Origin of the sequence: Roseateles aquatilis, assembly GCF_002205645.1 — a bacterium.
Taxonomy (GTDB): domain Bacteria; phylum Pseudomonadota; class Gammaproteobacteria; order Burkholderiales; family Burkholderiaceae_C; genus Roseateles; species Roseateles aquatilis.
Genome location: NZ_NIOF01000012.1, coordinates 93,360 through 105,692, shown reverse-complemented (window position 1 = coordinate 105,692; position 12,333 = coordinate 93,360). Strand labels below are relative to the sequence as shown.

Below are 12,333 nucleotides of genomic sequence, written 5' to 3'. Positions count from 1 at the left end.
CGCATTGGGAGCCCCCCTTGGATTGGACCAGCTGGATCGGTTTTGTCGGAGTGGCGCTGTTCGTCACCTTCACGCCTGGCCCCGCGGTGCTGATGGCCATCTCCAATTCGCTGAGCGTCGGACCGCGCCTGGCCATGGTGGGATCGCTGGGCAACGCGGTCGGATTGCTGGCCGTGTCCGCCGCCACGACGGCGGGGCTGGGCGTGCTGCTGCGCACGTCCGCCCAAGCCTTCCTGGTGGTGAAGCTGCTGGGCGCCTGCTACCTGATCTACCTCGGCGTCAAGCAATGGCGGCAAGGCGACCAGGGCCTGTCCATCGCGTCCGGCGAGCCTGCCGCCAGCGCGGCGCCGATCCTGTCCCGCCGCGCGCTTTTCGGCCGCGGCATCGTCGTCGCGTTGACGAATCCCAAGGCCATCCTCTTCTTCGCCGCGCTGTTCCCGCAGTTCATGAACCACCCCGAATCCGCGGCGCGCGACTTCGCGGTGCTGACGGTGACGTTCTCCGGCTGCGCCGTGCTGGCGCATGCGTTCTACGTGGTGCTGGCGCGCGCGCTGCGGCGCGGCCTGTCGTCGTCCCGGCGCGTGAGGGCGCTGAACCGGATCTTCGGCGCGTGCTTCGTGGGATTGGGCGTCAGCCTGCTGGGGTGGCGCGGGCGGGTGGCGGCAGGCTGACGCCCGCCGTCAATCGATCCTGAACGACACCCCCGTGATGAAGAGCACGTCGCTCTTCTTCAGTCCGGGTCCCGGATCGCTGTCATAGCGATGTGAGACCGTGGCCGTGAGGCTCAGCCGTTTCGTCATCGCCACCGACACGCCGGCATCGAACACCGTCCGGTACTGATCGCTGTTGCGCAGGTTGGGCAGGAAGGTCAGCTTCTGGCGGAAGGTGGTGGTCTCGCTGAACTTGTGCGTCGACTCCTCCGCGAGCAGGACCTCGGTGTTGCCGTATGCATCGCGCGGCTGCCCGTCGACGATCTCCGGCTGCAGGTAGCGCTCGCGCGTGTAGCCCAGACCGCCCGAGACATCGAAGGTGAGGTCGTCCCGCTTGATCACGTGATACCCCAGGCCGCCGCCCAGCGAGTAACGCGACGACAGGTTGGCGGGCTCGTCACGCAGCGCGTCGAACTGGCCGAAGCCGAAGACGCGCTCGTTGAGGTCGCGCTGGTAGTGCGCGCCGGCGGCGTAGCGCTGTTCAGAGTCGGTGTCGTCGTTCTTGACGTAAAGCACGCGGCCGTTGAACGTGAGCTTGTCGGTCTTGGTGGCCTTCACCGCTTCACCGCTCAGGTTCACGGTGGTGGAGTCGCTGTTGCCCGAGGACAGGCTGGCGCCCGCGGTGAGCAGGGCGCGCCACTGGCCGTCGTCCTTGACGGTGACCTGGGCCCAGGAGGCCAGGGGCAGGGCGGCGAGGCAGGCGGTGGCGAGGAGGCGCGTCGGCGGCATGGAAGGTCCTTTCCAGAAAAATGGTGGCCTCCTTTTGGCAACTGCCGCTCCCGCGGCCTCCCCGCATGGCGAGGAGCGGATTGCAACGACGTGTGCGTGCTCGCCGCCCGCGCCGCCTCACGCCCTCACGCGCCCGTGCGGCGTCGCACCCTCGGGCCCTCTGGCCCCGATGGCGACTCAGGCCGCTGCTGTGGCCACCGCGGCGCGCCGACGCGCCCAGGGCAGCAGCACGGCCAGCCCGCCCAGCATCAGCACCAGGCTGCCCGGCTCGGGCACGGCGCTCAGCGTGGTGAGGCCGCCGTTGAAGCGGTAGGTCGCCGCGAGGCCGTTGACCGTGGTCACGGCCACGAGGTTCAGGAAATTGGCGTTGTGCGACAGGTCGCCGACGAAGCTCAGGCCACCGGCACCGTTCAGCAGCACGGTGAGCGTGCCGCCGACCGCGCCTACCGAGCCGAAGCTCAAGGTCGCGTTGCTCAGGTCGAAGACGCCGTGGCCGAGCAGCGCCAGGCTGGAGAAGCTCTGGTCTCCGCCGACGACCTTGAGCGTGCCGCCGGCCACTTCCAGTGCGCCGGCGTTGCCCAGGCGCGCGTTGCCGCGCAATTCGAGCTCGCCGCCGTTCAGCGCCACGGTGCCGATGCCGCGGCTCTGGCCGGTCATCACGATCTGGCCGTTCTCGACCTGCAGTCGGTCGAAGTTGACCAGCGCGTTGTCGTACTGGAAGCGATTGCCGGCGCCGACCTCGAAGCGCAGCGTCGCGCTGCCGCCACCGCTGGCGCCGTGCACGTCGCCCAGGATCGCGGCCTGCCCACCGCTCACCACCAACGTGTTGCGTCCCGCGCCGAGGTCCATCGCGACGCCGCTGGCGCGGCCGTCGATGGTGCCGGCGTTGACGACGGTGGTGTCGTAGTCCGAGGCCGAGCGCACCGCCGCGGCGGTGCCACCGCCGACGATCGTCGCGCCGGCCTGGTTGTCGATGCGCACCAGCTTGCCGCTGCCCCGCAGGCCGCCGATGTAGATGGCGGAATCGCTGTCGCCGCGGATCACGCCGCCCGCGCTGTTGATCACGGTGGCGTCGGCGTAGAGCGCCTCGCGCTGGCCGCTCAGCGGGCCGCTGGTGATGTCGTTGCCTACCAGCGAGATGCCGCGGCCTACCGCGTTGGTGTTGCCCACGGCCACCAGGCCCTCGATCAGCCCGGCGTTGCGGATCGTGCCGCCGCCCACGGACACGCCTTCGCTGAAGGCCAGGCCGTTGCCCAGCGCGGAGAACGCGTTCAACGAGCGGATCGTGCCGGTGTTGGTCAGGTTCACCAGCCCGTCGATGTCGACGCCGTCGCCATCGCCGGTGAGGCCGTTGCCCAGGATCGTCCCGGCGTTGGTCACCGTCACGACCTGCAGCGCGTTGTAGCCGTCGAAGTTCAGGCCCGCGCCATTCATGCCGCGGATGGTCGCGCCGGCCGCGTTGTTCACCAGGGCGGTCCAACTGACGGCGGCGCTGTCCGGGCCGCCGGTGAGGCCGTGGCGCGCGCCTTCGATCAGGCCGCCGGACAGGTTGTTGACGGTGATGCCGCCGTTGGCCTGGAAGTCGACGCCGTCGCTGCTGGAGCCCGTGGTGGTGATCGAGCGAATGGTGCCGGCGTTGTTCACCACGCCGTTCACGCCCGGCCGCACCGCGTCGGCCTCGTAGGACAGCATCAGCGCGCCCGCGCGGTTGGTGACGACATTGCTGCCCGAGGCGATCGCGTTGAAGTCGACGACCTGGTTGCCGGCGCCCGACGCGTTGAGCGAGATCATCTGCCCCCAGTTATCCAGCGACACGCTGGCGGGGGACTTGTTCATCTGGATCACGTCGCCGTCCTGCGTGCGGATCAGCGCGCTGCCGTTGAGGGCGCTGCCGTTGACGATCACCAGGTTCTGCACGCCGGTGTTGTCGCGGATCGCGCGGCCGGTGCCCGTCTGCAGGAGGCTGCCCAGGTTGGTGAGCGAGGCGTTGTTGCCGCTGACCGTGACGGCCACGGTCGAGCCGCCGACGGTGAGCGCGGAGCCCTGGCGCACCACGCCCGTCTGACCGCTGCCACTGCCCAGCGTCTGCGCGGTGGTGCTGTTGCCGTTGATGTCGAAGGACGCGGCACCGGCGCCGCCCGTCTGCAACATCAGCGCGGCGAGCGCCAGCCCTGTCAGGCGGCAGGCCGGGGCACGGCGGAGAAGGACGGAACGCAAGGTCGGGTGGCGCGGCATGGCGGGGCATTCGGCACGTGAGGATGCCCGCGATGCTAGGAGGCCTGACGGCGGCGCGGCACCGCCCATGCGGGGTGCCGGGCCGGGGTGTGTTGACACATCGTCGTCATCGAGCGATGGCAGAGGGGCGGTGTGCGTGACGCTGCCTCACGCTGCGCGGCCGACGCGGCCGACGCGGCCGACGCGGCTGACGGGGTTGATGGGGCTGACGGGGCTGACGGGGCGCCGGGCGGTCCTCGCGCGGCATGTGCCGACGATGCCGCGTTTCGCCCGGGCTGATGGGATCGAGGCCGGCCGGGCGGCGATCCTATGGTTCACTGCCTGGCAACGGGGTGGGCGATGACCGGCGAAGGCCGAGCAGGGCGGCCGGGGCCTGCCGCCGTCATCGATCAAGCAAGGAGACCGCATGAACCACCAACGATCTTCCCGTCGCCACTGGCTTCGCCTGGCCGGTGCCGTCGCCGTCCTGGGCGGCGTCGCCACGATGCCGGCGCTGGCGCAGACCTTCCCGTCCAAGCCCATCCGTTTCATCGTGCCCTACGCGGCCGGCGGCACCACGGACCTGGTCGCCCGCACGGTGGGCGCGCACATGTCGCAGACCCTGGGTCAGCCGGTGATCATCGAGAACCGCGGCGGCGCCGGCGGCAACCTCGGCATGGACGCGGTGGCCAAGTCCGCGCCGGACGGCTACACGGTGGGCATGGGCGCGATCTCGACCAACGCGCTGAACCCGCACATCTACCGCAAGATGCCCTTCGACCCGCGCAAGGACTTCACGGCGGTCGGGCTGCTGGGCAACTCCACCATCGTGCTGGAGGTCGGCCCGGCCCTGCCGGTGAAGAACGTCGCGGAGCTGCGCGCCTACGCCGCCAAGAACCCCGGCGTGCCATTCGCGACGGCCGGCGCGGGCACCTCGATGCACCTGGCGGGCGTGCTCTTCGCGCAGCTCAGCCACACGGAATGGGTGCACGTGCCCTACAAGGGCAGCGCGCCGCTGATCACCGACCTGATCGGCGGCCAGGTGCCGGTCGCCTTCGACAATCTGCCCGCGTCGCTGCCGCACATCCAGGCCGGCAAGCTGCGCGCGCTGGCGGTGGCGGGCTCCAGGCGCTCGCCGGCGCTGCCCGACGTGCCGACGCTCGCCGAGGCGGGCCTGTCGGACTATGCGATCGAGCCGTGGTTCGGCGTCTATGGCCCGGCGGGCCTGCCGGCGCCCGTCGTCAAGCGCTTGCAGCAGGCGCTGCAGAGCGCGCTGGCCGATGCGGGCGTGAAGGAGAAGCTGCTGGCGGCGGGCTTCTCGCCGCGCTCGTCGACGGCGGCGGAACTGGAGACCCTGACCGCGCATGAATACGAGCGGCTGGGCAAGGTCGCGGCGGGCGCGAAGATGACGGTGGATTGAGCACCGGAGCAGACCCAAAGGGGGCGTGAGCCCCCGGGGCCACCGTCCACGGGCCGGTATCAGCAAAATGCTGACCCTTCGCGGCTCCGGGCTTCCCGGCCGTCGAATCAGAAACCGGTGTCGGTCGACGCGGCCGTGCTCGAACTGGTCGTCGTCGGCACGTCCGAAGGCGGCGACAGCGTCAGGGGCATCGCGGCGGCGGAGGACGGCCCCGACCGGTCGGGGCGGTCCTGGTCGATCGGGACGCGGGTCTTCGATCGCTTCGATCGCTCGTCAGACCCTCGACCGACGGTCACGTGATCCCGGGCTATCGCCCTGTTCAGCGCGAGCAATCCGGGCTCGAACTCGTTGGAGAAGAGATCGACCTTCCCGAGCTGTTTTGCGAACTTCGATCGATACGCTTCGGGAATCTTCTTGATCTCCCCGATCAGGCTCAACAGGTGCTCGAAGTAGAACTCCTCGTCGTGCCGAATCGCTTCGGGGTCCTCGTCGTCGGCGACCCGGGGCAGGGACAGGCTGGAACTCGAGGACCCGGTGGTGGCGAGCGGCAATGAGATGGGCTCCCCGGTGGAGACGATCGGAGACAGCAGCGCCGAGCTGTCGTCCGCCAGGATCGAGTCCGGCAGAACGGTGGTCGAGGTCGTCGGAGCAATCGACGACGACAGCGGGGGAGAGGACGACAGGGGATTCGACGACGAGAGGACCGGAGTCGCGGTCGGCGTCGTCGCCAATGGCGATGCCGAGGAGGGGAGCGGCATCGACGCCGACGAGGAAGACGCGGATCCCTGCGGCAGCAGGGTGGTGCTTCGGTCCGTCACCCGTTTCCTGAAGGCCTCGTTGCGGGCGCGATAGGTCTTGGTGGCCACCGCCCCGGAGGCGGTCAGCCATTCCTTGTTGGTCACGGTTCTGTGGTTCCAGCGGGGATGCACGGCCACGGGCTCGACCCGCCCGGCTTGTGGATTGTCGACCTCGGCCCCCTTGTCGTCGGCGATGGTCGACGTCATCTTGAATCGGACCGGGGCGAGGTCGGCGACGGAGCTGACGGCGTCGCTCGGCATCGGATCGACTTCGACGCTGACGCGCAAGCCCACGGACGTTCCGTCCGGTGCGCCCTCCGCCAGTTCATGCACCTGATGCAGCTTGGCCTTGGTGTGATCCTCCTGTTGCTTGGAGTGCGCCGCGTTGTACTCCGTGGTGTGCGGGAACATGTTCTCCTGGACGCCGGCGCCCCCCAGATCGTGATTGAGCAGATGGCAGGCGATCAGCGACTTGCCGCTGGCCTGCCTGAGGCGCTCGACGTCGTAGATGCCGCGGCGTTCTTCATCCAGCGGGATCGAGCCGAGCACGATGTCGTCCGGGCAGAGCCAGGCCTCGGTCTTCCTTCCCACGTCCATCTCCTGCTCCGCGTCGTCGTCATCCACGTACTTGAGTTTGGCCGCGGAGGTCGAGAACCACGACTTCCCCGCCAACTGGGCGACCGCGCCGGCATCGACGCCAGGCGCGTGGCCCGCGATCAAGGTGTCCATCGCCCGGCGCTGGGTCAGCATGCGTGGGGACGCCATGAACCTGGCCACCACGGGCGTCGGTCCGCCCGTTGTCGGCATGCGGTGTGCCGTGCGAGTCGTACGCCCGGTCGTCGATTCCGCGATCGATCCGTCCGCCATTGCGCTTGCCGCGCGTTCGGCCCATTCACCCATCGTGGTTCTCCCCGCCGCTGTCGGCTGGTGGCAGCTTGAGCAGGCGATTCGGATTCGGCAATCAGCAATTTGCTGAAACGTCGCGGCGGACCGGCGACGCGGCGGGCGGGAGGGTCGGTGGGTGGGGCGGCCGGTGGGGCAACCCGTGGGCCGATGCCCGGTCCGAGGGGTGTCGTTCCTGGATGCGATACTGATTTTTCAATCCGAAACACCGACGCCCAGGCCCCGTCCAGCCATGACCCACGACGACATGCGACCCGCCGGATCGGCCGGCGAGCCGCCCCTCAAGCCCGACGGCACGCCAGACTTCCTCCACCGCAACGACTGGGCCGGCTCCGCGCTGGGCTCGCCGCTGCACTGGCCGCGTCCGTTGCGGGCCGCGGTGTCGTTGATGCTGGACTCGCAGGTGCCGATGTGGCTCGGCTGGGGGCCGTCGCTGAGCATGGTCTACAACGAGCCCTATGCGCGGATGCTCGGCCAGAAGCATCCCGCGGCGCTCGGCGCGCCGCTGAGCGAGGTCTGGGCCGAGATCTGGTCCGACGTCGGCGACCTGGTCGCCACGACCATGGCCGGCCAGGCGCTGTACCGCGAGGACATGCCGCTGGTGGTCCGCCGTGACGGGCAGGACCGCCAGGCGTGGTTCACCTTCTCCTACTCGCCGCTGCGCGACGACGACGGCGTCATCCGCGGCCTGATCTGCACGGTCTGGGAAACGACCGAGAAGGTCCTCGCGCTGCGCCGCGTGGCCGAGAGCGAAGCGGCGCTGCGGCAACTCGTCGCCGCCAACGAGCGGCTCGACGCGCAGCGCCGCGAGGAGGCGCAGGCCGCCTCTGCCCGCGATGCCGCCCGGCATGCCATGGCCGAGCGTTATCGACAGGAGGCGCTGGCCTCGGATGCCGCGCTGCGCGAGAGCGAGCGGCAGTTCGAGACCTTGTTCGATCGCATCGACGAGGGCTTCTGCGTCATCGAGTTCTTCGACGGTCCGCACGGCCCGCTCAGCGACTACGTGCACGTGATGGCCAACCCGGCCTATGCGGCCAACGCGGGCATCGCCGGCGTCGTGGGCCAGAAGGTCCGCGAGATGGTGCCGGACGAGGCGGACGCCTGGGTCGAGACCTACCGCCACGTGCTGCTCAGCGGCGAGCCGATCCGCTTCGAGCGCGAGCTGGAGAGGACCGGGCGCTACCTGGAGCTCGCGGCCTTCCGCGTCGAGCCGGTCGAGCGCCGGCAGGTCGCGGTGCTGTTCCAGGACGTGACCAAGCGCCATCGCGCGGAGAAGGCGCTGCGCGAGCTGAACGACACGCTGGAACGCCGCGTCGAGGACGAGGTCGCGCACCGCCTGCGCGCCGAGGAGGCGCTGCGCCAGGCGCAAAAGATGGAGGCGGTGGGCCAGTTGACCGGCGGCATCGCGCACGACTTCAACAACATGCTGGCGGTGGTGGTGAGCTCGCTGGACCTGCTGGGTCGCAAGTTCCTGGCCGACAACCCAGGCGCGATGCGCTACGTGGACGCGGCGCGCAACGGGACCAAACGCGCCGCGCAGTTGACGCAGCGGCTGCTGGCGTTCTCGCGGCAGCAGCCGCTCAAGCCGGAGGCGGTCAACGCCAACAAGCTGGTGGCGGGCATGTCGGACCTGCTGCGCCATTCCCTGGGCGGCGCGGTGCGGCTGGAGACGGTGCTGGCCGGCGGCTTGTGGCGCACGCACGTGGACCCCAACCAGCTGGAGAACGCGATCCTCAACCTCGCCGTCAATGGCCGCGACGCGATGCCCGACGGCGGGCACCTGACGATCGAGACCGCCAACAGCCACCTCGACGAGCGCTACGCATCGGAGCATGTCGGCCTGGTGTCCGGCCAGTACGTGATGGTGGCGGTCACCGACACGGGCTCCGGCATGCCGCCGGAGGTGGTCGCGAAGGCGTTCGATCCGTTCTTCACGACCAAGGAGGTCGGTCGCGGCACGGGCCTGGGATTGAGCCAGGTCTACGGCTTCGTCAAGCAGTCCGGCGGTCACGTGAAGATCTACTCGGAGCTGGGGCAGGGCACGACGGTGAAGCTGTACTTCCCGCGCCATCTGAGCGAGACGGAGCGGGACGCGCAGTCGGACCTCGTGCCGGACGTGCCGATCGGGCAGGGCAACGAAGCGGTGCTGGTCGTCGAGGACGAGGACGCGGTGCGGCTGCTGTCGGTGGACTCGCTGCGGGAGCTTGGCTACCGGGTCTTCGAGGCCGACGGCGCCGAGGCGGCGCTTCAGGTCCTGGACGCGCATCCCGACATCGACCTGCTGTTCACCGACATCGTCATGCCGGGCGTCAACGGCCGCAAGCTTGCCGACGAGGCGCAGCGGCGCCGCCCCGATTTGAAGGTGCTGTTCACGACCGGGTACACGCGCAACGCGGTGGTGCACAACGGCGTGCTCGACGCGGGCGTGCACCTGATCGGCAAGCCGTTCACGCTGGAGGAGCTGGCGGCGCAGGTGAGGAAGGTGCTGGATTCGGCGGGGTGATGCCGGGGCACGCATCAGGAAGGATTTCTGTAGAACAGATATCCGCCGATGTTCCGCGTGATCAACGCGGTCTTGGACCAGGCCGGGACTGGCGCCACCTGCATGGAGTGATACAGCGTCGCGCCGTCGGTCCGATCTCTCAGTTGGCCATCGATCGTCGCCGTGGCGATTGCCAGGCTTTCAGCGAATCTCTGGTCCGATGCGGTCACCCGCCTCGCGAGGGGACCGTTGGGGTCGTTCTCATTCCAGGTCGAGAACTGCCAGGGCTTGAGGCAGGTCTCCTCGACGGTGGATCCGAACGCCGGCGATGCCTTCGGCCCCGCGTTCGTGCGGTTGGCCACGACCGCGGCGATGGCCTCCATGCCTTCCTTGCCGATGCCTCTGGCCTCTCCCCAGATCGTGCGCGCGAGCAGGTCGATGGCCCTCTCCCGGTCACCGGTCTTCGGCGCGGGAAGTCGCTTTTCGATCTCCTTGATCTGGGATTGGATGTACGCGATGGAACGGCTTTGCCTGTCCAGCTCGCGGATGGCCAGGGCGCTCTGCGCGAGCGTCGCGGAAGCGGCCTGCATCTGCGCTTGCAGCGCGTTGGCCATCACGCCTGCCTCGGTGGATTTCGCCTTCGCGGAGGCGGCTTGGCGCTCGGCCTCCGAGACCATCGTGGCGGCGGAATCCGCCTTGGCGCGCAGCGTGTCGAGCGACGTCAGCAGACGTTCGTGGGAACGCGACAGATCGAGCGAGGCCTGAATCCCAAAGAAGCTGAGGCCGGCCACCACGACGCCGACGGGGATCCCGATGTACTTGATCCACTTCGAGAGCCGTTCCGCGACGCGTTCCGCCAACTGAAGCTCCACGAGATTCGAGTCGGTCAGGCGATCCTTGATCGCATGGGGCAATGCCGCCTGGATGGCGAGTTCGACGCTGGCTTCGAGGGTCCGGCCGGACAGCGAGAACTCGTGGCCGCAACGTCCGCAAAAACGGTTGCTCGCGGGGTTGCCCCCGCCGCAGGCCAGGCAGGTCGCCCACCGATCGATGCTTGCCGCCGAGGATTCCGCCTTGTCCATGTCAGTGGAGGCGTGGCGCCGCACTGCCTCGCCAGAAGCTGGGGAAGCCCGCAGCCTAGATCAGCCGGGGACGCGAGGCATCCTTCGACTTTGGGATGAGACGGGTTCTCCAGTTACCGCAGGCGCAGCACCGTGTCGATCCGGCAGTGATCCGAAGCACCGCTTTCGCCCAGCACCAGCTTCGCCGCCGGCACGCCGGCGGTCAGCGACGAGGCGTCCAGCTGATTCAGCAGCAGGTCGCTCACCACCAATTGATCGAGGTGCTCGTGACAGGCCTTGCCGGCCGAGGCCCGGCGGTCGATGGCGACGACGCGCATCCGGCTGCTCACCGGCTCGCCGTCATTGATCTCGGGAAAGAGGTTGTTGACGTTCTGCGGCTGGATCGGACCTTTCGGGTCCGACCCGTCGTTGCGCGCCGGATAGTGCCCATTGACCTCGGCTTCGAGGTCCCGGTTCCAGTCGCCGATGATCAGGAAGGGCATGCCGGCCACGGCCTGTTGCTCGACCCATGCCTCCAGCGGCTCGGCCTGCCGCTGCAGCGTCCGGCAATTGGCGTTCGACGCGGCGTCCATGCGGCCGGTCGGGCAACTGGCCTTGAGATGCACGTTGAGCATCACGACCTTGCGGCCCGCCACGTCGAGCGTCAGCTCCAGGCCGCGCCTCACCGAGCCGGGCGGCGTGGCGTCCTCCAGGCTCAGCGACCGCAGCTCGCGGCAGGAGACGCCGAAGGGCGCGCCGTCCCGCACCGCGAAGCCGATGTTCTGCGCGTCGGCGCGGGTGGTGAAGCAGGCGACCTTGAACCCCGCCGGCAGCACCGCCCGGAGCGCCGCCTCGTTCTGAACCTCCTGCACGGCCAGCACGTCCAGCCCGAGCGCCGCCTGGGCCGCGAGCGTCCGGCGCAGCGGCTCGACGCGCTTGGCGAGGAAGTCGGCCGCGCTGGTGATGTTGTCGCGCTTGTAGACGTCGCAGTAGGGAAGCTCGTTGCTCAGCCGCTCGTTGGGCCAGCCCTTGGCGGCACAGGTCGACCAGTAGGACGCCGCGTCGAGCGCCGCCGCGGAGGCGAGCCATTCCATGTTCCAGGAAGAAACCCGCACGCGCCGCGCCGCGGTGGCCGGGTCCCGCCATGGCTTCAAGCCGTCATAACGTTGCTGCAGCGACAGCGCGTCGCCCCAGGAGCCGTACATCGGATTCGGGATCGCGAACCAGGTGGTGCCCCAGCGCGTGCCGTGCTGATCGGGGTCATAGGCGGCCGGCAGCACGAAATCGTTGAGGTCATCGCCGAACAGCATCGCGATCCGGTGCGTGGTGGCGACCGCCAGGCGTCGGGCGCTCTTGTCCGATGTGTCCCAGTCCTGCCGCTCGCCGCGCAGCATCAGGTCGGCGTCATCCGGGCGGTAGCCGAGCGCCGCTTCCAGGTTGTCCAGCGTGGCCGTCTTCTGCGGGCAATGGGTGTGGCGCCCGTCCGCGCCGTAGGTCGCGGGCGCGGGGCAGGCGCGGTTGGTGATGAAGACGACCCGATACCGGAGCGCGCGCGCCTTCGCGATCATCGCCTTCACGCCGGGGATCGCCACGGCGCGCCTGGCGGCGATCCAGGCCTCCCAGGTCGGGCCGGTGTAGGACTCGCCGTCGGCCACCAGGCCGGCGTTGTAGGCGGAGTTGTCCAGCACGGTCTCGTCGATGTCCAGCACGATCGCCGGCGGCTTGCGCGAGAAGTGGCCCTGCCGGGCCTGCTCCAGCGATGCCGTCTGGCTGGTGGCGTGCCGCGCCGCGACCAGTTTGGCCGTGGCGTCCCGGTAGACCACCAGCGTCACCGCGGAACGCTCGACGGCCTTCTGGTACCAGAGCGTCGCGTTGAGGTTCTCTCGGGATTCGACGGGCTGTGCCAGCGATGCCGTCGAAACGGCCAAGGCGGCGAACGTCAGCAGCGCGACGCGTGCGCGCTGAATGGGCATGTACATGGATGATCCTTCCGCGGGCATGGCGCGAACGTTAGCAG

8 protein-coding genes are annotated in these 12,333 nt (G+C 69.4%); 3 read left to right on the top strand and 5 right to left on the bottom strand.

Annotated elements, in window-relative coordinates; all coding sequences use genetic code 11:
• Positions 1 to 17: 17 nt before the first annotated feature.
• Positions 18 to 671: a LysE family translocator gene (locus CDN99_RS21760; protein WP_088387005.1), complete on the top strand. Its 654-nt coding sequence runs from the start codon at positions 18 to 20 to the stop codon at positions 669 to 671.
• Between the two features lie 9 nt (positions 672 to 680).
• Here the strand turns inward: CDN99_RS21760 and CDN99_RS21755 are convergent, their stop codons facing one another.
• Together CDN99_RS21755 and CDN99_RS21750 are read right to left on the bottom strand one after the other, a co-directional pair.
• The gene (locus CDN99_RS21755; protein ID WP_088387004.1) at positions 681 to 1,439 is read right to left on the bottom strand and encodes a DUF481 domain-containing protein; all 759 of its coding nucleotides are present in this window, start codon (positions 1,437 to 1,439) and stop codon (positions 681 to 683) included.
• 177 nt (positions 1,440 to 1,616) lie between these two features.
• Positions 1,617 to 3,674, bottom strand: coding sequence for a beta strand repeat-containing protein (locus CDN99_RS21750; protein ID WP_238139648.1), 2,058 nt, complete (start codon positions 3,672 to 3,674; stop codon positions 1,617 to 1,619).
• A 406-nt stretch (positions 3,675 to 4,080) separates the two neighbouring features.
• Here CDN99_RS21750 and CDN99_RS21745 point away from each other — a divergent pair, with 406 nt between their 5' ends.
• Positions 4,081 to 5,073 (top strand): Bug family tripartite tricarboxylate transporter substrate binding protein, encoded by a 993-nt coding sequence (locus CDN99_RS21745; RefSeq protein WP_088387003.1) that lies wholly within the window; start codon positions 4,081 to 4,083, stop codon positions 5,071 to 5,073.
• A 107-nt stretch (positions 5,074 to 5,180) separates the two neighbouring features.
• On the opposite strand, the gene CDN99_RS21740 is transcribed toward CDN99_RS21745, so the two are convergent.
• Complete coding sequence (locus CDN99_RS21740; RefSeq protein WP_141100911.1) at positions 5,181 to 6,770, bottom strand: hypothetical protein; 1,590 nt, start codon at positions 6,768 to 6,770, stop codon at positions 5,181 to 5,183.
• Positions 6,771 to 7,005: 235 nt separating this feature from the next.
• On the opposite strand from CDN99_RS21740, the gene CDN99_RS21735 reads away from it, so the two are divergent.
• Positions 7,006 to 9,276 (top strand): ATP-binding protein, encoded by a 2,271-nt coding sequence (locus CDN99_RS21735; protein WP_088387001.1) that lies wholly within the window; start codon positions 7,006 to 7,008, stop codon positions 9,274 to 9,276.
• Positions 9,277 to 9,290: 14 nt separating this feature from the next.
• On the opposite strand, the gene CDN99_RS21730 is transcribed toward CDN99_RS21735, so the two are convergent.
• Positions 9,291 to 10,337 carry a cell wall hydrolase gene (locus CDN99_RS21730; RefSeq protein ID WP_088387000.1) on the bottom strand — a complete coding sequence of 349 codons (1,047 nt, stop codon included), beginning with the start codon at positions 10,335 to 10,337 and terminating at the stop codon, positions 9,291 to 9,293.
• Positions 10,338 to 10,450: 113 nt separating this feature from the next.
• Positions 10,451 to 12,295 carry an HAD family acid phosphatase gene (locus tag CDN99_RS21725; protein ID WP_158218919.1) on the bottom strand — a complete coding sequence of 615 codons (1,845 nt, stop codon included), beginning with the start codon at positions 12,293 to 12,295 and terminating at the stop codon, positions 10,451 to 10,453.
• Positions 12,296 to 12,333 lie beyond the last annotated feature (38 nt).